This is a genomic window from Butyrivibrio sp. WCD3002, from assembly GCF_000424265.1.
GTDB lineage: Bacteria > Bacillota > Clostridia > Lachnospirales > Lachnospiraceae > Butyrivibrio.
Genome location: NZ_AUJO01000003.1, coordinates 155830 through 179317 on the forward strand (window position 1 = coordinate 155830; position 23488 = coordinate 179317).

The 23488-nt window shown below is 42.3% G+C and carries 18 protein-coding genes; 2 read left to right on the top strand and 16 right to left on the bottom strand.

Going from position 1 to position 23488, the window contains the following annotated elements:
- Positions 1-97 precede the first annotated feature (97 nt).
- The 3 genes from G608_RS0106060 to G608_RS20115 form a co-directional block, all read right to left on the bottom strand.
- The gene (locus G608_RS0106060) at positions 98-1522 is read right to left on the bottom strand and encodes an SLC13 family permease (RefSeq protein ID WP_026495289.1); all 1425 of its coding nucleotides are present in this window, start codon (positions 1520-1522) and stop codon (positions 98-100) included.
- 98 nt (positions 1523-1620) lie between these two features.
- Positions 1621-3105 carry an MFS transporter gene (locus tag G608_RS20110; protein ID WP_051208913.1) on the bottom strand — a complete coding sequence of 495 codons (1485 nt, stop codon included), beginning with the start codon at positions 3103-3105 and terminating at the stop codon, positions 1621-1623.
- A gap of 4 nt (positions 3106-3109) precedes the next feature.
- Complete coding sequence (locus G608_RS20115) at positions 3110-5086, bottom strand: alpha-glucosidase (protein ID WP_051208914.1); 1977 nt, start codon at positions 5084-5086, stop codon at positions 3110-3112.
- Positions 5087-5341: 255 nt separating this feature from the next.
- Between G608_RS20115 and G608_RS0106075 the strand changes: the two genes are divergently transcribed.
- Positions 5342-6067: a lysophospholipid acyltransferase family protein gene (locus G608_RS0106075; RefSeq protein ID WP_026495290.1), complete on the top strand. Its 726-nt coding sequence runs from the start codon at positions 5342-5344 to the stop codon at positions 6065-6067.
- A 71-nt stretch (positions 6068-6138) separates the two neighbouring features.
- Here G608_RS0106075 and G608_RS20120 read toward each other — a convergent pair whose 3' ends face one another.
- From G608_RS20120 to larC, 10 genes are all read right to left on the bottom strand, one after another.
- Positions 6139-7440: an HlyC/CorC family transporter gene (locus G608_RS20120; RefSeq protein WP_035794834.1), complete on the bottom strand. Its 1302-nt coding sequence runs from the start codon at positions 7438-7440 to the stop codon at positions 6139-6141.
- A gap of 17 nt (positions 7441-7457) precedes the next feature.
- Positions 7458-8120, bottom strand: coding sequence for an HAD family hydrolase (locus G608_RS0106085; protein ID WP_026495291.1), 663 nt, complete (start codon positions 8118-8120; stop codon positions 7458-7460).
- Positions 8121-9515, bottom strand: coding sequence for an MATE family efflux transporter (locus G608_RS0106090; protein ID WP_035794836.1), 1395 nt, complete (start codon positions 9513-9515; stop codon positions 8121-8123).
- A 33-nt stretch (positions 9516-9548) separates the two neighbouring features.
- Positions 9549-10253, bottom strand: coding sequence for a 4'-phosphopantetheinyl transferase family protein (locus tag G608_RS0106095; protein ID WP_026495293.1), 705 nt, complete (start codon positions 10251-10253; stop codon positions 9549-9551).
- Positions 10254-10268: 15 nt separating this feature from the next.
- Positions 10269-11537: a histidine--tRNA ligase gene (gene hisS / locus G608_RS0106100; protein WP_026495294.1), complete on the bottom strand. Its 1269-nt coding sequence runs from the start codon at positions 11535-11537 to the stop codon at positions 10269-10271.
- A gap of 73 nt (positions 11538-11610) precedes the next feature.
- Complete coding sequence (locus tag G608_RS0106105) at positions 11611-11886, bottom strand: hypothetical protein (protein ID WP_035794838.1); 276 nt, start codon at positions 11884-11886, stop codon at positions 11611-11613.
- A gap of 85 nt (positions 11887-11971) precedes the next feature.
- Complete coding sequence (locus G608_RS0106110; RefSeq protein WP_026495296.1) at positions 11972-13252, bottom strand: metallopeptidase TldD-related protein; 1281 nt, start codon at positions 13250-13252, stop codon at positions 11972-11974.
- Positions 13253-13319: 67 nt separating this feature from the next.
- Positions 13320-14750: a TldD/PmbA family protein gene (locus tag G608_RS0106115; protein WP_026495297.1), complete on the bottom strand. Its 1431-nt coding sequence runs from the start codon at positions 14748-14750 to the stop codon at positions 13320-13322.
- Between the two features lie 41 nt (positions 14751-14791).
- Positions 14792-15976, bottom strand: coding sequence for a MalY/PatB family protein (locus tag G608_RS0106120; RefSeq protein ID WP_035794845.1), 1185 nt, complete (start codon positions 15974-15976; stop codon positions 14792-14794).
- A gap of 18 nt (positions 15977-15994) precedes the next feature.
- Positions 15995-17182: a nickel pincer cofactor biosynthesis protein LarC gene (larC, locus tag G608_RS0106125; protein WP_330366899.1), complete on the bottom strand. Its 1188-nt coding sequence runs from the start codon at positions 17180-17182 to the stop codon at positions 15995-15997.
- 190 nt (positions 17183-17372) lie between these two features.
- Between larC and G608_RS0106130 the strand changes: the two genes are divergently transcribed.
- Positions 17373-18155 carry a Cof-type HAD-IIB family hydrolase gene (locus tag G608_RS0106130; protein WP_051208916.1) on the top strand — a complete coding sequence of 261 codons (783 nt, stop codon included), beginning with the start codon at positions 17373-17375 and terminating at the stop codon, positions 18153-18155.
- Here the strand turns inward: G608_RS0106130 and G608_RS0106135 are convergent.
- From G608_RS0106135 to G608_RS0106145, 3 genes are all read right to left on the bottom strand, one after another.
- Positions 18148-19224, bottom strand: coding sequence for a S66 family peptidase (locus G608_RS0106135; RefSeq protein ID WP_051208917.1), 1077 nt, complete (start codon positions 19222-19224; stop codon positions 18148-18150). The genes G608_RS0106130 and G608_RS0106135 overlap by 8 nt on opposite strands.
- Before the next feature lie 100 nt (positions 19225-19324).
- Complete coding sequence (locus tag G608_RS20125; protein WP_035794847.1) at positions 19325-20995, bottom strand: GGDEF domain-containing phosphodiesterase; 1671 nt, start codon at positions 20993-20995, stop codon at positions 19325-19327.
- Between the two features lie 107 nt (positions 20996-21102).
- A complete protein-coding gene (locus tag G608_RS0106145) occupies positions 21103-23391 on the bottom strand; it encodes a beta-galactosidase (protein WP_026495302.1) in 2289 nt (762 codons plus the stop codon).
- Positions 23392-23488: the final 97 nt, after the last annotated feature.

The window sequence follows — 23488 nt, forward strand, 5'->3', positions numbered from 1 at the left end:
TGGGTTTTATTAACTTTGGCGTTTTGTTTAATTTGTTTAATCTATTTTGTTAATTAGTCACATAAAAGAAAAAGTGATTTTGATTAACTTTTTTAATTTACAGTGTACCAAACCCAGGCCATACAAGCATTGTCACGTATCCAACCGCTACCGCTATGAGCATTCTCACCAAAGCTACCACAAGACCATTCTTAAGAAGTTTGTCAGGATCAAGACCGTATGATACGGAAATAGCTCTTACACTTACAGGAAGAATTGATTCAAAGTTCATGCCCATTGCTGTTGTGAAGACATAAGGAATGGGATTAAGTCCCATCTTCTGCGTTACACCAATTACTATAGGCAGTGTAACAGCTGCAGATACTGTACTGTTTGTCATCTCGGATATAATGCAGGCAAAAAGTGTAAATACCAGTATTGTTACAAATCCGCCATTTAAGTTGGCAGATGAGATCACACCGGCGATAGCATCATTAGCACCTGAGCCTGTAAGGATCTGTCCAAGAGCAAGGCCGCCTGCAAAAAGAAGAAGCATTCCCCACATAACTTCCTTCTGGGCCTTTTCCCAGGTAAGAAGCAGTTCCTTTTTCTCGAAAGATACGATAACAAAGTTAGCAAAACCAAGAAGCAGGAAAAGATATGCAGGAACAAGTCCCGGAATCAGATCCGCATATAAGGGTCTTACAAATGAACCGAGCATAGCTACAATAAAGAGAACAAGACTTACTTTCTCATCCTTTTTCATGGGGCCAAGGTCCTTGTAGCATTTTTCAAAATATTCCTTTGTTCCCTCAAGAGAGTTTGTCTTCATGGGTTTAAGAAGCATTGTAAGAAGCACTGCTACTGTAGCGATAATTGTGTAAGGAAGCATTCTGGTAATCCAATCAATGTACATAAATTCCTTACCTGTAAACTCTTCAATAAAGGCTATGGCTGTGATGTTCATTGCACCGCCAAGAGGTGTGCCGGCACCGCCGACCTGAGAACCCCAGGCAATGGCGCAAAGGATAGGTGTTGCAGCTTCGCAGTTTTTGATATCCTTATAACCTGCTGCCGCCAGCATTGATACAGCGATAGGTGTGAAAATAGCAACTACAACTACGTTGGGCATCATGTTTGAAAGCACAATGGCTGCAATGAGCCATACGGTAATCTGAGATTTCATGGAAGGTCCGATAAGCGAAAGAGCCTTAAGTGATATTCTCTTATCAAGTCCTATCTCACTCCAGGGAGCTGTCAAAAGGCATGAGCCGAAGATCAGAATAATACTGCTTGATGCATACTGGCTTATAACATTCTCCATGGGAACGATAGCAAAAATCGCATTTATAACTCCGGGAAGAAGCGCCGTTACAGTTATGTCAACCGGTCTTGTAACCCACCAGTAGATCATCCAGACCGCAGTTCCTATACCCTTTGCAGCGGTATAATCGATAAGACCTGTTTTGCCAAGACAAAGACTTATCAGCAGGAACAGCACAGGTCCCAGTATCAGGTGCATTCCTCGTTTTGTGTTACTCATTTCTTTTCCCCTTTAATTAACAATTTTAATCAATTGTCTTATTTTTTAAGCAGATCTAACTACCACAAGCCTGCGGAATTAAATCTGCTTTTATTAGCTTAGAACTTCAGAGCATTGTCCTCATTCCAGAGTTTATCATATTTGAATCCTGTAACCTTTTCACATACAGCGATCTCCTGAGAAGTGATCTTTGAATCATCCTCTCCTCTTCTTCGCATAATTTCTTTTTTAATGATATCGTACTCAGGCTTATTCATCGGGAACAGAACCGCGAACACAATCGCCAGAGCCATCAGAGCAACGGGAATCCAAACATAGAGCTGTGTAATACCCATCTGCGTTCCTGCTGCCTGTCTCAGCTTCTGAGAAGCAAGGTTCTCATCATATCCGATCATTGCGAGACAAATACCTATTATAGTCGAACTAAGTCCGGTTGCAATCTTTCTGATGAAGGTCGCCATTCCGGATACTGTTCCGGGACGTCTTATTGAGGTAATAAGCTCATCCACATCCGCCATGTCGGACAATATAGCGTAGATACTTACTGATGAAGCAGCCATACCAAGTCCTATTATGAATGAAAGCACAAGGATTATAACAAAAGGTGCTCCCTCATAGGAGAGGAACAGCAGTGCAACAGTAGCGATCATTCTCACAGGGAAGCCGATAAGTATCGGGAACTTCTTGGATGTCTTTGGCATGATTATCGAGAACAGTATCGTGCCTGTAAACTGAGCAAGAAGCAATACTCCCATCATGATTGTGAAACGGCCGCCGGAGTATGCATTAAGCACGTCATCAACATAGTAAACCGCAAGGCCTGTAACAAAATCAGCAGCACCCTGTCCTGCAAGGAAGATGCAGATAAAAAGCTTAAAGGAAAAGCTCTTATATACTGTAAAGGACTGCACAAGGCTCTTTCTTAACGGAACCTTTACGGGTTCCTTCTGCTTTTCCCAGGTTCCGAAGAAGGTAAGTAAAACCACCACAAGGAAGATCACTGAGAAAATGATCGCAACTGTAAAATACAGGCCCTCATTGGTGTTATCTGTGATAATGATGGTAGGTACAAGGCCTGCCAGAATTGCACCAAAGCTTGAAAATACAGTTCTTATTCCGGAAAAGCTGCCTCGCTTATTGTAGTCATCAACCATATCCGGAAGAAGTCCGTTATAAGGTACCATTACGATAGTGAAGCCCGTTGAAAACAGCATATACATAAGTGCATAAAAGGCATACTGTCCGCCCACGCTCTCAATGCCTGCATTCATCCAAAGCATCAGAAACGTAATAGCAGATATGATACTTCCGATAAGAATGTAAAAACGTTTTGCTCCGAATTTCGAGCTGGTTCTGTCAACTATATTGCCCATTATAGGGTCTGTAATTGCATCCCATACTTTTCCTATAAGCGGGATTGTACCTACAAGTGCAGGCGACATTCCAAGCGCCTTTGTAAGAAATACCGTGAAAAATGTGCTGATTACAACAAATGCACCGCCGCCGTAAATGTCAGCAAGGCCGTAAGCACATTTTGAAAGAAACTTATCTTCTCTATTATTACCCATCTCATTAAACCCCATTTAATTATTCTCTTATTGTGATAAGCTCATCGAATTTCTCAGAGCTTTTTCTGACAAATACACATGGCTTCCCAACAGGCGCATCCACAGTACAAACCCCCTTCTTGTACTCCTTACCTGTATAAAGATGTACCCATGTATCATCAGGTAGTGTAACCGTCCTTTTGTCGGTACCTGCTTCAAGAACAGGTGCAACCAGAATATCTCTTCCCAAAAGATACTCTGTCATCTCGCTGTAAGCCCAGGATTCATCATAGTGATAGAACACAGGCCTGATGACGGGAGTCCCTTTCTCTGCCGCCTCATTAACGAGTTCTTTAATATAAAATCCAAGCCTTGCATGAATCCTTGTGCACATTGCTGTGTGCTTCAAAAGCTCTTCATCTGAGTCAAACTGCACATTGTTCCCGGGCTGATTGCCCTCATGAGTTCTGAAAAGAGGCGAAAATGCATTCATCTCTTCCCATCTCATAAGAAGTTCCTTAGTTCTTCTCATGTGCATTATGGTGGTATATCCGCCTGCATCCGAATGAGTTATGCCGTATCCTGACATGGCAAGTGACAGAGTTGCAGGTATTACAGATGGAATTCCATCATCCACCGACCAGTCTACATGCTGATCCCCTGTCCACATCATGGCCGCACTGCCAAGACTCTGCGTATAGCCTGCTCTTGTGAAAAAGAAGACTTCATCCTCTACGCCGCACTCTTCTATGGCCTCTCTGTTCATCTGTGCCCAGATACCCGGCCACTTATTGTGAAGGGCCTTAGGATCCCCGTCATAGAGCACAGCATCCACCGGCAGGTACTCACCAAAATCAGCCATCCAGCCGCCCATGCCGATCCCTATCATATTTTCCTTGATGATATTCTTATACCAGTTGTAGGCTTCAGGATTAGTGAAATCCACCATTGCAGCCGGAAATGTTGTTATCGTAACAAGATAATCGTCTCCGTTTCTATCCTTTACGCAGTATCCCTTTTCTTTTGCTGTCTCGTAAATATCCTTCTCAAGAGCGATAAAAGGATTGATGTAACCAAGGAATCTGACGCCTTTCTCCTTCCATTCTTTTATCTTGGATGGGAGATTGGGATATTGCTGCTCATTATATCTCCAGTTCCACATAACCTGATAGCCAAAGCCTGTACAGCGACAACCACACCAGTCCTGGCACCAGACACCGACAACTTTGCTATTTTCCCCGGAAAGCTCTTCAAGCTTCCTGTCGATATTGCCGCATCCGTCAAAGCCTTCTTTTACCTTATCACCATCCCTGATCCAGTCCTGCATGGCAATGATGCCACCATCATAGATCCAGTCAGGAAGCCTTCTTTGACGTCCAAGAAGCGCTGTAAGCTTGTCGGATAGTTCTGTAAAAGAAGCAGCTCTCTCACTTTTTATAACCGGAAATTCCTGCGTATAAAGTGTAATCCTGTCAGGCTTCGAAAAATCAAATTCACCGTAAGCGTTCATATCCACGTGAACATAGTACTTATCCGAAGATGTGAATGTGGGCTGCACATAATAGGACTCGTACTTATCAAAGGACAGCTTTTTCTTTGGACGAGGTCCCCTCAGTTTTTCCTTTATAAGCTTTTTGGAAATTCTGGATGCATTCTGATGCTCCGCAACCCATATCCTTACCTTCTGCCCTTTAAGATCAAACTCTGAATAAGTCTCCCCGCATCCGTAGATATGTTCACCCGGATTTGTAGGAAAGCTCAGCCAAAATCGGTTTATCTTAGAAGCACTGCCGGCTTCGGATGACAACCTGATCTCAGTCCTGTCCCCGCTCTTTGTAACCCTAAGTGTCAGAATCTCTCCGGCTTTTTTGCACTCATATTTATAATCTGTCCCATCCGGAGTATTTTCCGTTTCCTTCAAAACACACTGTTCTTTCCAGTCAAAACTCTGTTTATACTTAAAGCTTCCCCTTTTCATGGAGAAGTTATTCTGCCCTGCCCCCACGCAAAGGGCCATATTTTCAAAGACTATTGTAATTCCCTCCCTGATGTCATATTATTAAAACAAATAATTGATTAAATGTTTTAATTAACCCTAAATCATTCTATATTAACTTTTACGTTTTCTCAATTGTGAATAAATAAAGAAAAATAGACATTCCAATTGTGCATATATACAGAATCGCATATACAGAAATTGTTTATAAAAAGCTTCCAAAATAAGGTATAATATCTCTATAAACAAGCCAGGCCAGAAAGGTTTATTTATCGAATGCTTAGATTTTATTACGTAATAATAGTCTCTTTACCTCTGATTATCTATTACATCATACGGGCAAGGATCATCATGAGAAAGCCCGGAAAATACAGTGATGAGTATTGCTACAAAATCGCAAGAAACATGGTCCGCAAGGTTATGCAAAACTGTTTTATCAAAACTAACTGCTACGGATTAGATAACCTTCCAAAGGAAGGTGGATATATAATGATTCCCAATCATCAGGGCAAATTTGATGCTCTTGGCATCATCAATTCTCATGATGAACCCTGTAGTGTTGTTATAGATCTTGATCGTTCAAAGATGATACTTACAAATGAATTCATAGGACTACTGCGCGGAATTCGTCTTGATAAAAATGATATGCGTGCTCAGATTAAGAGCATGCGCCAGATGGCAGATGAGGTAAAAGACGGAAGAAGGTACATTCTCTTTCCTGAAGGAGGATACGATCACAATCAGAATACTTTGCAGGAATTTATGCCGGGAGCCTTCAAGACGGCTCTCTGGTCAAAACAGCCAATAGTTCCGGTGGCGCTTGTTGATTCCTATAAGCCCTTTGAACTCAATTCTTTAAAGCCTGTGACTACACAGGTGCATTTCCTTAAGCCCATCTACTACGATGAATATAAGGACATGAACACCACTGAAATAGCTGGTATGGTTAAAAAGCTTATTGAATCTAAGATTGCCGAAGCCTTAGACTCAGCAAATAAGTAAGAGCATCATTATACCGGAGAAAATGCTCGAAAAATAACGCAGGCTACAAATTTAATTGCAGCCTGCGTTTTTTATTCTTCCGTATCCTGTTCTGTCTCGGTCTGACTTTCCTTTGTATCAAAAGTGCCCTCAGGTATGTAAACCAGCACCGCAGTAATACGGTTTCTCTTTATGGCACTTGCGGTAAGCTCCACTCCGTTATCCAGCTTTGTGGTCTCGCCGCCTCTTGGCAATCTGTCGAGATTCTCTATCATCAGTCCGCCGATTGAATCATAATCGTCAGATTCAAACTGAGTTCCAAGAGCATCATTGATATCATCCAGCTTCATATTTCCTTCTACAAGGAACCTTCCATCGCCAAGCTCTCTAATCTGCTCCTCTTCGTCCGTATCATATTCATCTCTGATCTCACCAACGATTTCTTCAAGGAGGTCTTCCAGCGTGATCATACCAACCGTTGCGCCGTATTCACTAAGGACAAAGGCAACGTTCTGGGCATTTTTCCTCATCTCCACAAGAAGGTCCGCCGTCTTTTTATATTCGTAGGTGTAATAAGCTTCTCTTAAATAATCACTTATCTTGAAATTGTCCTTATCGGATACCAGCACTATATCCTTGATATTTATAAGTCCGATTATATTATCCTGATTGTCCTCATAAACAGGAATTCTGGTATACATCTCCTGCTTAAAGACTCTCATGACCTCGTGATATTCAGCATCAGCGCTGACGCAGCTCATATCAATTCTGGGGATCATGACATCCTTGGCAACAGCGTCACTGAATTCAAAAATGTTGTAAATGATCTCCTTCTCACCGCTCTCGATTACACCGTCCTCATGGCTTACATCAACGTAGGTCTTAAGCTCGTTCTCAGTCATGACAGTTTTGCTGTTTTTATCGATCCGAAGGATTCCAAGTACCACATCGGCTATGGTATTAACGATCCAGATAAAGGGCGTAAGCACCCACATGATCGCAAGGATAATTCTTGCATAATAAAGCGAAAGATTCTCAGCATAGGTTGTAGCTATTGTCTTAGGAATAATCTCACCGATTATGAGAACAGCTATTGTAAGGACTCCTGTTCCTATACTTACAGCCCAGTCACCCCACAGCCTTTGTACAAACATGGTAGCAAGAGCAGATGCTGACAGATTGACTATGTTATTACCGATAAGCACCGCTGAGAGCATCTTCTGATAATTATCAAGAATCTGAGAAACAGCTATTGCTCTCTTATTATTTTCATCAACAAGCGTCTTTATTCTCACTCTGCTGACACAACTCATGGCTGTCTCTGCCGATGAAAAGAACGCCGATAAAAAGACCAGTAAAACAAGTATTACGAACTGTATTATGTTTTGCTGCAAATTAGTTCCCCCTGTAATTAGCAAAATTCTTCTTCAAGTAATTTTATTATATCATCCGGTACATCTGCAAATATCTTACCGCCGGCTTCGAGTTGCTCTTCCCTGGTACGAAACCCCCATGCAACACTTATGCAGGGCATACCCGAATTAGCTGCCGTTTTTATATCCACATCAGAATCACCTACATACACGCAATCAGATGCTGTGACACCTAAAATCTTCATGGCTTCTATAACGGTATCGGGTTCCGGCTTTTTACGAATGCCGGCGCTCTCGCCTATGGCAACATCTATTGTATCCTTAAAATACAGCTCCGCCAGCTCCTTTGTGGCATCCATAAATTTATTTGATACAATTGCAAGCTTATAACCCATCTCTTTAAGAGCCGTAAGAAGCTCAGGAATTCCCTTGTAGGGGCCACTGTTATCGTTGCAATGAAGCTTGTAATGCTCCTTAAAGTCTGCAAATGCTGCTTCAAAATCCGGATTTGAAAGACCTCCGGGAACACAGCGTTCCATCAGCTTCTGCACTCCGTTTCCCACTCTGTATTGTATATCATGCAGTGAACAGGTTTCCATACCATGCTTTTCAAGTGCATAATTGACACTCAGCATAAGGTCCTCGAGTGTATATAAAAGTGTTCCGTCAAGATCAAATATTACTGCCTTAATATTACTCATTTACGCAATTTCTGCCTTTCCCGGTCCCATCTTGGAAATGACCTTTTTCTTTATGATGAAATAACTAATAAGATGAGCGGATGCGGTTATAAACCAGGTCACAGGATATGAAATATAAAGAACCGTCAGCGAATGATATATTCTAAATATCGTCAAAATCCAAACAATTCTAAGGCCACAAGCACCTACTATAGATACTATCATAGGTACGGTAGAATATCCCATTCCTCGAAGGCTTCCGCATATTACATCCATACATCCGCACAGAAAATACAATGTGCAGATGATAGCCATACGCTCAACACCAAACTTTATGGTATCCGGCTCAGCAGTATATATTGCCACAAGCTTTGGTCCAAAGAGATAGAACAGATTACCCATAGCAAGTCCCACAACCGCTACTATAGCAAGGCAGTTACGAAGAACCTTCCCTATTCTGTCAGCCTTACCTGCACCTACATTCTGGCTGGTAAAGGATACGCAGGCCTGATAAATGGAGTTCATAGCCATATATACAAAGCCCTCAAGGTTGGCACCTGCTGCGCTTCCCGCCATTGCTGTTGCACCAAACTCATTTATAGATGACTGAATAAGTACATTTGAAAATGAAAAGATTGTCCCCTGAAGTCCTGCAGGAAGTCCGACTCTTATGATCCTTCTTGCCTTATCCATGTTCACCCGGATTTTTCTAAGATCAAGCTTATAGCTTTCTTCCGTATTCATAAGAGCTCTTACTATAAGAGCTGCGGATACTGCCTGTGCAATTATGGTAGCCAGCGCAACGCCTGCCACATTCATCTGAAGAAGAATGACGAAAATAAGATTCAGGATAACATTTATGACACCTGCTCCCATAAGGTAATACAGAGGTCTTCTGGTATCCCCTGTTGCCCTTAGAACAGCTGCACCGAAATTGTAAAGAAGCGTCACAGGCATTCCTATAAAATAGATTCTCATATAAAGAGCAGAAAGATCGATTACTTCCTCAGGTGATCCCATAAGCTCCAGGATAGGTTTAGATGCAAGAAAACCGATGACTGCAATGATAACACCGCCGATAAGCGCAAGTGCTACAGTTGTGTGAACCGTCTCACTCATCTCTCTTTTCTGCTTACCTGCAAAATATCTTGCCGCCAGAACATTTACACCTACGGATAGTCCCATGAAAACACTAAGGAGCAAGTTTATTACTGCTCCCGTTGATCCTATGGCTGCAACGCAGTTGGCACCCATGGTCTCATCGCCGGAAAACTGTCCCACAACCACAATATCTGCAGCATTAAACAAAAGCTGTAAAACGCTCGAGATCATCAGTGGTATAGAAAAAAGGAGAATCTTCGGCAGAAGAGCCCCCTCCGTCATGTCTATTTCATATTTCTTATTACCAGCACTCATTTTAATACCCTGTGCGTTTATACGCACGAAAAACTAAAAAACAACCTCTTGAAGGTTAATATTATCCGTCCTCTCTCCGATACATACTGTAAGAACGTTTCCAATGAGGGGGAGAGGTTCTATTATATAACCGGCAGTTGCTTCGGGACTTCCTTTGCGAATTTCCATATCATCAAAGGATATATGGAAACCGCTCAGGTCTTCCTGAAGTCCATAGCCGGTCATTTTTATGTAAGCTTCTTTTGCGGACCAGATTCTGAAAAACATGTGTGAACGCTCTTCATCATCTTCTATCTTCCTCAGAATCTCATTTTCTTTATCAGAGTAAAATCTCTCGGCAAGCTTATCGGGATCTGATACCCGCTCTTCCTGCACATCAATTCCAACAGGAATATCTGCTGTGACAAGGGCCACGTAGTTGCCCGAATGAGATAATGAAAAATGGAAACTCGGATAATTTTTAACGTACGGTTTACCATTTTCTACCAAGACGTAGCTTATGTCAAGTACATCTTCCGGAGAAAACTTTTGCGTTTTGCTCTCTTGGATATAATCCTTTAGAGCAGTCTGAATTAGAGCTCCTCCCACAAGGCTGCTCACCTTATCGGGGAGTCTTTTAAATCGTACAGCCTTCTCAATGCGCTCCTTATCCACTTTTTTCATAAGGTCTTCTAAAATCGCATCATCGGCCCCGGCCTGCTCTATTAGATTATGAACGTTACTATAATAGATTTTCAAATCAGCCTCTTAAAATCAGTGCTTAAGTTCTGTCTTGTAGAAATCCTTAAATTCTTCGTAGCCCTGAGCTGTAAGCTGCTCCTTCTGGAACTTCTTGTTCTTGTTCATACGAACAACAAGAATCTGCTTACCTGCTGCTCTTTCCTTCTGAGCCTCTGCGATGATATCAGATAACTGCTCACCGCCGATACCCTTCTCCACAAGGAATGCTACCTTATCCTTTTCATCGGGAATCTTGAAGCCCTCATCCATCATGATCATGATGATGCGCTCAAAGCCGATAGAAAATCCGCAGGCAGGTGTATCCTGACCTGTAAACTTGCCAACCATCTTGTCATAGCGTCCGCCACCGCCGCAGCTTCCGCCGTACTGAGGCATTGCTACTTCAAAGATAGTACCTGTGTAATATGACATTCCGCGAACAAGAGTGGGATCGAAAACAAGCTCGAACTCAGCACTCTTTGTGGTATCAACACTTGAAATGATCTCTTCAAGATTGTTCTTTACTTCTTCTTCAAGGAACTCACCGAGCTCATCGGCAAGGAATCTGATTCCGTCGATAGCACCCTTATCCTCTACGTTCTTGAACAGGTTGAGGTATTTATCTATGCTTGCCTTGTCAAAGCCGTCCTTCTCAAGCTCTTCCGCAACACCCTCAAGACCAATCTTATCCATCTTATCAAGAGTTATGAAAACAGAATCATAGCTCTCTTCCGGGAATCCACTGTAAGCAGCCATAGCTTTAAGCATACGTCTGTCATTTATTCTGATCTGGAAGCCCTTAAAACCAAGTCTTCCGAGAGTTGTGGTTGTAGCAAGAATAAGCTCTATTTCTGCAAGGTTAGTTGCTTCACCAAGAATATCAATATCGCACTGCATAAACTGGCGATAACGTCCCTTCTGAGGTCTGTCCGCTCTCCATACATATCCCATCTGAAGCGCTTTAAAGGGTGAAGGAAGCTCATTCTGGTGATTTGAATAATATCTTACAAGAGGAACAGTAAGGTCATAGCGAAGTCCTGAATCTGTAAGATCATTCTCTTCCTTTGCTGTCTCTAAGTTAAGCTTCTCTCCTCTTTTCATTACCTTGAAGATAAGCTTCTCGTTCTCACCACCCTGCTTACTGTTAAGGTTCGCAAGAGATTCAACGCTGGGAGTATCAATAGATGTAAAACCAAATCCTGCATAGGTCTCCTTAATGATACCTATTACATAATCTCTCAGCTTCATCTCCTCAGGGAGAATATCCTTCATACCTGTTACAGGCTTTTTTATCAGTGCCATTTTTAGTCCTCTACTTTCTTTAATTATTCAAAAGGAAGTTCATACCATGGTCTCGAAAAATCCCGACCGGTATTCACTTAAACCAATACCAGGGATTGCTTAGTTTTTTCGCGCGAAGCACTATGTCCTCGCGGTTCTGTTTGATGTAAAACTCAAGAGCTGCAATCTCGTCAGGCTCAAAGCCCTCCGACTTCATGATCTTGTAGCCCGGTATTATTCCTTCCGCGCTGGCTTCCTCACCGCCAGGTCCTTTCCTTATAAAGTATATCCTTATAAAGGTCTTTCCCGACTTAGACGTTAAAAGTCCTGTCTGAGTCATTTCCAGTTCCTGGCCAAAATTTTTTGCCATACTATCCCCCACATAGAATTAAAAAATATTCTCAAACCATAATAAAGGGGCGGAACAAAAATTACAAGTCCGCCCACAGTTGCCATTATTCTATTCCCGTCACGCTGACATTCTCAAGTCTTGTGAGTGCAGGGATAAGGCAGAAGTCATACTGGCGTTGTTCCTTGGACATGTACATCTCATTTACAAAATTGAACATACTGCCTGAAACCGAACCGCCGCTTACAGGTGTAACCTTATCTCCGTCGTGATAGTAAGCAAGTCTTATCTCGCCTGCGATATCTCCGGATATTGAATCAACCTCAAAGCTTGAGAACTCAACTACCTCAAGATACTTTCCGCTTCTGATCTCATCTATGGTCTTCGTGCCACCGCATACCTCGTAGTTGTACGCCATGGAGGATCCCTCTATTCCAAGATAGCAGCGATATCTTCTGCCGCCACAGAAGGTCTTTGGAACATTGTTTTCAAGAAGAACCGCATCCTTAATAACTGCACCTTCCTCGTCAACATCGAAGTTTTTGGATGAATTGGGAAGATTCTTAAGAACCTTAAGTGTCACCTTGTCACCCTTTGCCTTAGGAGCGATATCCTTTCCGATTTCCCAATCTGAATAATGATTGTAAATAAAGCCTGCATCACTTTTGCCTGCGAAATAGCTGTAAAGCTGAACTGCATCAATTGTAGGAAATACAACTGCCGCCTTGCCAAGCTGAGGTGTGGGACCTGCTATGAGCTTATCCTTACCATATTTTAAAACTTCAGTGATGTCCTTCTTAAGGCCTTCCTTATCACAGGTTCCGCCATTATACATGCGGTAAAGCTCAATCTCGTGAGCCTCGTCCTTTGCATTAACAACAACCTCTACCATTGAAGAGGGATACTCATATGAAACATCAATGCCTTCAGAATTTACGAAACGGCACTTATTCTTTTTTACAAAAATTTCATAGGAGTTAAGGTACTCTGTATCTGTCTCCGGAATTTCCTTCATGGCATTTACAAAGTCTTCCGCAATCCTTGACACATCAATATCACTGTTTTTTGAAGCCTCAAATTCTGCGGGCTTGTTGAGCTCATAAAAAGGATTCTGAACGTTCTCTGCTCTTGAAATAAGCTTATCTATCTCACTTTTGATTTCATCCTCTGTAAGTGTGGGATAAATCTCACCGGATGCGCTTCCGATTACCTTGCCGTCCTCGAGCTTCTTAAATACCTTTACATTAATGTGCTCAACGTCTCTTACTCTGTTCTGGTCAAGCTTGTGCTTGATAAAATAAAATTCATATCCAAGTGTAACTGTATCTGTAACCTCAAAAGCATCAGCACCCGATGCCTTGAGGATCTCTACTATCTTATCTGTCATTTTGAATATCCTCTTATTATGTATATAATTTTTTCCTTTTTCACAAGGAAGTTCCGCTCTCACTTCGTTAGCCTAATCTGGCAATAGCCTTAAGGCACGGGCCGCCATCTGAAACCTTGACCCATTCCTTGTGGCCTTTACCACAGCCGCCGGTACCAAAGGATACTCTGTCCTTACTTACCATTGAAATGGAACCAAGAAGGTCCGGAACATAACCTGTCATAACAACAGGAGATACAACCTTACCGGTGAACTTACCATCTATTATCTCTTTTCCTCTTGCAACGATACACTGGATTCCCCAATGCTTGGGATCCTCCATTCCTGAGAACATTCCCTCAAGATAATAGCCCTTCTTAACTGAAGCAATCATATCTTCTTTAGTGGATTCGCCGCTGTCAAAAATTGTGTTTGTCATTCTGGTGTAAACCTTGTGCTCAAAGTTCTCACGCTTACCGTTACCTGTGGGCTTTGTTCCAAGTCTGAGTGCTGCCAGAGCATCGCATATACCGGTTTTCAAAATACCGTGATCAATCTCTGTAACATCACCTGCAAGAGTACCTTCATCATCAAAAGCATAGCTTGCAACATCCACAACAACGTTTGCACCTTCATGCATGGAAACAAGATCTGAGCCAACTCTCTTGTCGATATACTCTGCTCCGAGGGCTCTGTTTTTCACAAACATATCCATCTCAACGCCGTGGCCAAAGGCCTCATGAGCGATAAGACCTGTTACTTCAGGGCTTGTAACGATCTCGTATTCACCGGGTACAATAGGAGAAGCATCAAGCATCTCTCCAACCTCTATTGCAGCAAGCTCTGCCTTCTCTTCAAGACCATCGATTATGCCTACGCCGCTTCTGTCAGATACGCCTTGGATTGCCATTGAATTCTTGCCATTCTTTACACCGATGGCAACAACGGAGCCTTCAGTGAAAACATAGCTCTGACGCATATCTCTGTTTTTTGTAAGAAACATCTTACATACATGGGTGGATCTGGCTGAAACAACGGCATCAACCATGTAGTCCTTAAGGCCTGCTGCCTTGTCACTATAGCCCTTTATCTTCTGCATAAGAGCACCAAGATCGGCATCCTCCGGCATTATATCCGTCTCCATTTCCACGAAAAGCTCGCAGGGTTCATCCTCAAGCTTTGCTGTATCAAAAACCTCCGTAGCTGTTCTTTTTATAATGGAAATCTGATCATCAAGTATTCCCTTAAGTTTTGCAGCCATAGCACTGATATCTGCTTCCGGTCTGTTAAATGCATATTCACTGTAAAGGCCATCCTTGTATACTCTTACAACGCAGCCCCTTTCAGTCATCATTGTCTCTCCAGTAAGAGACTTATTTCTCTGTGAAGCCTGCATGGAAAATCCCTTGGAATCCGTTGCAAGCGCGCTCACATAATCATAATCCGATGAGAGCTCATCTATAAGCTTTTTAAGGCTCGGAGCAAGCTCATTCAGATAGCTTGAAAAAATAGCTTTCATATATTAAAACCCCTTTCTTTTTCACCCCTCTGATCATTTATTTATCTTCTGATCTTATCAGAATTATTAAAAAGCCTTTGCATGGCTTCTTCTAACTTGTGTCTCGGACATGCGATGTTAAATCTTTCAAAGCCCTTGCCTGCATCACCGAAAAGGTATCCCTCGTCAGTAAACAGCAGAGCCTCCTTAGTATTAAACTCCTCAAGCTCGCTGCAGCTAAGTCCGTATGCACCAAAATCGCACCACAAAAGGTAGGTGCCCTCCAAAGGATAGACCTTTACCTCAGGGAAATGCTCATTTAAAAATTCACGCATGTATTTTGCATTTCCATCAATGACCTCGATACATTCATCGAGCCATTTTTCACATTGGGAATAAGCAACTCTGCAGGCCTCTATTCCAAGTGCGTTAACTACACCGCGGTGGCCCTGAGCTCTGCTTTTTATAAAGGCTTTTCTTATATCCTCATCCTCAATTATGATGCATGAAGTCTGAAGTCCAGCCAGGTTAAAGCTCTTACTTGGCGCGGTGCAGACTGCCATATGTTTTCCTGCATCCTCTGCAACATTGGCCATTACCGTATGCTCGTAGCCGGGCATTATCAGGTCGTTATGAATCTCGTCACTGATTATGAAAACATCATTTGAAACGCAGATATCATATACCTGCTTAAGCTCTTCCTTTGTCCACACTCTTCCAACCGGATTGTGTGGATTGCAGAAAATAATAAGCTTGTTGTTTTCATCCTCGGCAGCCTTCTTTAGGCCGTCAAAATCTATGGTGTATGAGGTATCATCGTGCAAAAGATCCACATTCACCACTTTTCTGTTGTTCTTTTCAATTGAACTCTTAAAGGGATAATACACGGGAGTAAGGATGATAACTCCATCCCCCTCCTCTGTTGTAGACCTGATGATATCGCTAAGTGCAGGTACAACACCATCAGATAAGACTATCCATTCCTTTTGAATATCGTAGTCGTGGCGCCTTTTCATCCATCCAATTACCGCTTCAATGAAGCCATCGGATGGAGCTGTGTAGCCAAGAACCGTATTCTCAATATATTTCTTTAGTCCCTCTATTATCTCCGGCGCATTTTTAAATTCCATATCCGCAACGGAAAAAGGAATCACCCCTTCCGGAACATCCGGGTTTCTGTCAAACATATCCTTATACTTGTAGGAAAAAGATTTTGTTCTGTCAGGACATGTTATAAAATCGTACATTTCATTTACCTCTGTTATTTATTTTCTCTCTATAATTCCGGAATCCTTTTCCCTGGCAATTCTGGCCAGATCCTCGTACTCCTTCTTCTGACGGCTTACACCATAGCCGCTTACTTCCTTAACACGAATGTCACCGTCAGGTGTTGTGATAGTTTTCTCGACACGGTCAAGGACATAGCGTCTGCATATACTCTCTCTTATGCCTATAGTTGTGGTGTATTTAAAAATCAGCTTTACGAATTCATCCTTTGCATTATCCCTGCAAAGTACCGTGAGCATTACGCCGGGGCGATTCTTTTTCATTCCAATGGATGTGGTAAAAACATCCAGCGCTCCCTCTTCCATAAGGCGCTCTGTGGCAAAGCCTATCTCCTCGGGAGTCATGTCATCAAGATTGCAGATAAGCTCAGTAACGCTGTCCATCATATCTGTATCTTCACCAAGCATAACTCTTACAGTATTCGCCTGGGGGAAGTCCTTTTTGCCCATACCATATCCGATTTTGGATATGCTCATAACGGGCTGATTTCCAAAGCTTGACGCGAAATATTTTACCAGCGCTGCACCTGTGGGAGTACATAACTCACCCTTAATATCACCGCTGTAGCTGGGAATTCCCCTGAGAAGATATGCCGTTGCAGGTGCGGGAACAGGAAGAATTCCGTGTGCACACTTAACCTGACCGCTTCCAACATGTATGGGAGATACCACTATATTATCTACATTAAGACGACTCATGACAAGACACACAGCGGAAATATCAGCGATAGCATCCATATTTCCAACTTCATGAAAATGAATCTCATTTACATTTACGCCATGAACGCTGCTCTCAGCTTCGGCAATCAGCTTGTAAACATTTATGACATCCTGCTTTACGGCATCATCCATTTTGAGGGAATTAACGATTTCTTCGATATCCTTAAGGTGTGTGTGGTGATGACCATGGTGATGCTCATGTTCATGGCTATGCTCATGCTCAACATCTTCACTTACCTCTTCTTCACCATTTACCTTTACTTCCAGATGGCTACCCATAATTCCGCACTTTTCATTTTTTGTAAGCTCAAAAGTAACTCCCGGAATTCCCAGCTCTGAAAGCTCTTTTAATATCTCATCTCTATCATCGCACAGCTCTAAAAGTGCCGCTGATAACATATCACCTGCAACGCCCATTTTGCATTCAACATATAAAGTCTTCATCATCCTGTCCTCATTAAAATACGTCTTGTTACTTGCTGCTAATTGGTGAAACTTTTTTATACTATGTTATTATATCAATCTATGGACACTTTATCACGACCTATATTGGTAAATGTGGTATCATATAGAGAAATGATTTTATGCTTATTTACTGCATTCGCGGCAAATATTCATTTAGAAAAGGATGTTAAAAATGGTTTTATTTTTCGATATCGACGGAACACTTTGGAACTATAAAAACGAGATCAACGAAAAGACTATAGAAGGCATAAGACTCGCCAGAGCAAACGGTCACAAGTGCTTTATAAATACAGGCCGTGCCAGAGCCTTTATCACCAATGAAAATCTGCTTGGCATCGGCTTTGACGGAATCGTATCCGCCTGCGGAACAATGATTGAATTCGGAGACGAAGTTGTTTATCAAAGATTCATTCCAAAGGATGATGCCATAAGAACCATCGAAACAATAAGAGAATATGGTTTTAAACCAATCCTTGAAGGACCGACACATCTCTATCTGGAGCTTAAGGATTTTCAGGGTGACATGTATGGCGATAAGATCATCGCAGAGATGGGCTCACACCTTCGCGGCATCGATGAATGCTATGGAAAATGGGAAATGAATAAGCTCTCCTGCGCAACAGAGATTCCTGTTGAAAAAAGAGATGAGTGCTTCGATAAGCTCTCAGACCTGTATGATTACATAATCCATTCGGACACCGTTGTGGAGATGGTTCCCAAGGGCTTCAACAAGGGTACCGGCATTGAGAAGGTCTGCGACCTTCTCGGAGAATCCATCGAAAATACCTTTGCCTTCGGTGACAGCATAAACGACAAAGAGATGCTGATAGCAGCAGGCGTTGGTGTTGGCATGGGAGAAACCTATCACGACCTTACAGAATACGCAGACTACATCACAACATCTCTTGATAACGACGGCATTTGGAATGCCCTTAAGCATTTCGAGCTTATTTAAGATTTATCTTTAAATCATTTCCTTTAGCATAGACCTTAGCCTCAGCTCCCATAACAATTGGCATTGCAGGATCGATATGTCCCACATCTGCATCCATTACGATGGGTACTCCAAGCTCTCCCACGATATCTGTCACTGCATTGAAATGATTTGCTCCCATCATCTCTTTTCCAAAGGCTGTAAGGGGACGGCCTATGATAAATCCCTTGGCACTGTCAAACCATCCTGCTTCTCTCATGTTCCAGATGGTTCTTCTGTAGCTTAGAGGTGTAAGGTCGCAGGCTTCAAGAACCCAGATGACATCCTTAAAGTCTTTATTGAATTCCTTCATCTTATCAAATCTTGTTCCCACAAGATTGGCAAGAACATCGACGCAGCCGCCAAGGAGGATCCCCTGCATATTTATCTCGGTATTATCATCGACCTTAACTGCCTTGCCGCTGTCGCACACAAAGTTTGTAAGAATCTTATCCGAATTATATTCGTAGGGAACGTCAAAGTTCACCTTTGAATAATCCGTAATTTCTTCTGTTGGCTTTTCCTCTTTTGCAGGATCAACGAATTTCTCATAACCCGAAAATTCTGTCTGTGTTCCCTCAAGGGCAGCCATGGCATCTAGCTCAGGCTTCTCCCACTTTTTGGAAAAACCGGAAATGCAGGGGCCGTAAATTCCCTGTACTCTTGAAATGGTAACCAGCGGGAAAATAAAATTGGTATTGTCCGAATAGCCAAGATACCATTTAGGCTTTTCATTTTTCAAAGCTTCATAATCCACGTAGGTTATGGTCTCATTCATGCATTCGCCGCCACCTGCAGAGATTATCGCATCGATGTCGTCCCTTTTATAGAATTCCACAAGCTCTGCGGCTGCCACCTTGGGATCAGTGTTTATGCCGATACCATCGTTTTTAAAAAGGGTATCACCCTCTATTATTTTATAGCCTCTATTCTCAAGATTCCTCTTTGAATAACCATACATTGAATAATAAGGCTCACTGGATGGTCCAAAGGAAGGTGCTGTAATTCCGATACTGCATCCGGGTTTTATATATTCCGGTCTTTTTATCATACTGTTCTTCTCCTTTTTATTAGCAGTATATTTTAAGTACATATTTAAAAACAGGCTGCTCTTTTCGGAAATCAGCCTGTTTTTATCTTTGTACTAAAACTTAATACGGCAGTCTATATTTATAGTTAATAAGTCTCTCTACAAACTCTTCATACGGAAGAGGCTTATCAAAGAAGTATCCCTGCGCAAGAACGCATCCCGTCTCTTTGAGGAACTTAAGCTGTTCCTCAGTCTCCACGCCTTCAGCGATACTCTCAAAGCCCATATCATTAGCCAGCGAAATAACGTGGCGGAACATTATACTTCTGATGCTTCTCTCATCCTCATCATCCTCGGGAAGGAAGCACTTATCAACCTTAAGCACATCCCATGGTATCTCCTTGATGAGGTTCAGTGATGAATATCCCATACCAAAATCGTCTACCGAAGTAAATATTCCTACCTCCTGAAGATCATTAACCATTCGCTTAAGGTATGTAAATTCCACATCGGCATTTGTTTCAGTAAGCTCTATTTCAATATATTGGTGAGGCACATTATGCCTGTCGATGATTTCAAGGATATGATTCGTAATGTCAGGATCTGCCATATGCTTACGTGAAAGGTTCACAGATACTCTGACAACTCTCTTACCTTCATCAAGCCAGCGCCGTATATCCATACATGCATGTTCAAGCATATAAAAATCGAGCTTACAGATGTCCATATTCATCTCAAGAATCGGAATAAATTCCATAGGCGGAACTATTCTTCCATTCCTGAACCATCTGCACAGGGCCTCGGCTCCCATCAGCGCTCCTGTCTCCACAGAAATCTTAGGCTGATAGTAAACCTTAAACTCCTCATCCCTAAGAGCTTCCACAAACTTACTCTGAACCTTTATGATATATTCACGATCGATATCTGTTTTTCTGTCGTAATTAATTATGCTGGCACCGCCACCTGTCCTTGCCTGCTCTGAAGCACCGGTTACCTTCGCCATTATATCGCCAAAATCATGATATTCGAATTCATCGGGAATATTGAAAATACCTGCGGATGAAGACACCATAATATAATCACCGGTGGTGTCGTCATAAACAATCGGTGCCCCGGTAAGGATTTTGATTATCGCATCTTTCTTATCCCCGCCAAAGATCATAATGAAATTATCACCGCCGATATGACACACAACACCGTCACCGGCAATAGTATCATCTATTAGAGATACATATTTTTTCATGACAACGGTACCGGCGTCTCTTCCGATCTGCTGATTGACAAGGGAAAAATGACTTAGATTGATTCTTGCGGCAACCATGCCGGGAAGCTTATTTTCCTCATTAAGTCTTTCTATTTCACGCATATAAAACTTGAGATTCTTATATCCGTCAAGATCATAGAAAGAAAGCCTCTCCACCGTTCTCTGAAGCCTGGTTCTGGATAAAAAACTGACTATAGTCTTCTGAATAAGATCAACGCGTTCAGTCTCCTCTTCATTTAGAGGTTCTGCGTCTTTTGAAAAATAGCAGATACAGGTGGTCACAGTTTTAACATCTGTTTCGAAACGGGCAACTCTTGTGTTATCAGAGCTATTCCCGTCATCGTAGCAGACAAATTCTTCGCATATACCAAGAGTCTCTTTTTCAGGACTGTCATAAAAACAAGTGACGCCCTTTGATACTCTGAACATTTTGCATAGCTCGCCCAGAGTAGCATTGATATCTTCAATATCAAGGACTTCGGCTGTCATTTTCTTTATAAGTTGTTCGAGTAATTCATAGTATCCCATATATGGACCACCACTTTCATACTTCGTTACAATAACTCCTATTATATTGTACCTTAATATTCAGATTTTGGCATCACTTGTTGTCAATTTGTCAGATAAAAGTTTTATTAAATCGAAAGCCTTACTCTATATTGTGCTATAGAATCCACAGAAGTCATCCTGCAGACCTTGCCATCCTTCATTTCAGGTTTGGACTGAAGATAGATTTTGTCATCCTCATGCAAAGGATAAACTACCGCTTCAGCCTCGAATTTATCTTCAAGGCCGTTTTCTCCCTCTGAACCAATAAATCTCTTAAGGCCCACCTCCCACTTTTGACCGGTATAGAAACTGTCGGCTATCATCTGACCTTTACTGAAGGTCTCCATATCCTTAGCAGCATAAAGCTCGCCTCTGTCTCCCGTATAGTCTATCATAAGATAAACTTCATCTATGTCAGAATCTATATCAGATACTTTTATTCTGTATTTCATACTGCCATCTACGCCGGGCTCAGCATTCTCATCCCAGCTAAGGATTGTCATTACCGGATTAACATACTCATCAACATATCTGTAATCAGCAAATTCCATGCTGTCTATCATGTAGGATTCGCTTGCGCTCTCAGCATCAGCATGTATAAAGCCGATGGGCGTCTCGTCAAGATCGGGCCACACTCTGAAGGATACATTATGCTCTCGTCCATCGGATGGAATCTCTGCATAAATCTCATAGCCAAGGGAATTACCTTTTTTATCTGTCCTCGGATTCTCAACCACATTGTATTCACTTATGACAAGATGCTCAGCCCCGCGCTCATCTATGATTTTCACAGCATGCTCAGCCTCATTTCTAAGAAGAGTAACAATGCTTATTCTTCCAAGGTCACCTTCTATCTCATAGGATGCTGACTCATTTTTATCTGTATAAAAAACGTATGCCAGTTCTTTTCCTCTCTCATCATGAAGGATACAAAGAGGCGTAGCATTTGCTCTTCTCAAAACAGCCTCATATCCGATAGGCATATTAAAGGGATAGAAGAAATAGTCTCCGTTATTAACATCCCTTTCCTCAAAATCGCAGATTTTTTCTCCGGCTTCATCGTAAGCGGAAAGTGTAATCTGCTCATGGTCTGCCATCTTATATCTTCTCTGATAATTGTTTACAAAAAGATATCCGGACAGTTCCTCTTTACCGCATATCTCAGCCTTATGAGCTCTCACTGCGCATCTAAGGGACGAAAGATCATCGGGTTTAAGGGGATTTCCGGGCTGCGGAATATAAGGCATATCGCAAAGCTCTTCTCCAAAATCCTTGGTGAACATGGCAAGTGTTCTAACCTTGCGATAGGTCTCCTCCATCTGTCCGTACTCTCTTATAGGCGCATTGAAATCATAGGATAAAACAGGCAGATCGTTGGGATAGCCTGTTGCTGTGCTCTCCTGCAAAGTTGTGAGCTTGCCCTCCGGATTGGTACCGCCGTGATACATATAATATCCAAGGAGATTTGCACCGCTTCCCATTTTTACCATGCTCATAGCAGCCGTGTCATCGCCTGTGGCAATAGGCCTTCTGTGATGGGTAACCTGAAGTCCGCCTCCAAGCTCAGCTGTAAGATAAGGAAATCTATCCATATCAAAGGTAATTCCAACGCCAAGGCCATGATCTGAGCCTATGTTGTGATCGTTTCTTTCCTTTGTGAAAATATAATTTCCACTGGGTTCAATCTCTGTGGTTCTTGGATCCCACGGTGCCTCGCAATATCCGCCCATAACAGGCAGCATTCCTCCTGTTACAGCTCCGCCCCAACCGGTAGCAGTGTAGATCGGCGCATCAAAACCTATCTCCTTTGCCATGCTCTGAAGGGTTCTCATGTGCTGTTCTCCCTCAGGGCCTCCAAAGCCGCCGCAGTGACCATATTCATTTTCAATCTGGATGCCGATAACAGGGCCATCATCCTTAAGGAAAAATCCCTTTGCCTGTTCATAGATATGCTCGTAGAAATTTCTTACATGAGAAAGATATTCCGGAGCATCACTTCTAAGATCGTATCCTTTTTCCTTAGCATCCTCCAGAAGCCAGTCGGGGAAACCTCCGTTTCTGGCTTCGCCATGGGCCCAGGGACCTATTCTCAAAATGCATTTAAGCCCGCTCTGTTTAACGGTCTCAAGGAATTTATGTAAATCCCTGTCTCCGCTAAAATCGAATTCTCCGCGAATTTCTTCATGATGTATCCATATAGTATAAAGTGATACGATGTCAACGCCGCCACTTTTCATTTTCTTTAATTCTTCAGCCCAATAGCGGCTTCTATATCTGGAAAAATGCATCTCACCCATAACAGGATAAAAAGCCTTCCCGTCAACTGTCAGTGATTTTTCATTAAAAGACAGATTACTTTCCTTCGTAAGTTTCATTTTCATATCCTCCGAGCAGGGACATCCGGCTCTTCAAAGCCTTCCTCCTGCTTTATTTAAAAAGTGCCGGCTCATTTTCAAATACCATTAAATGAGC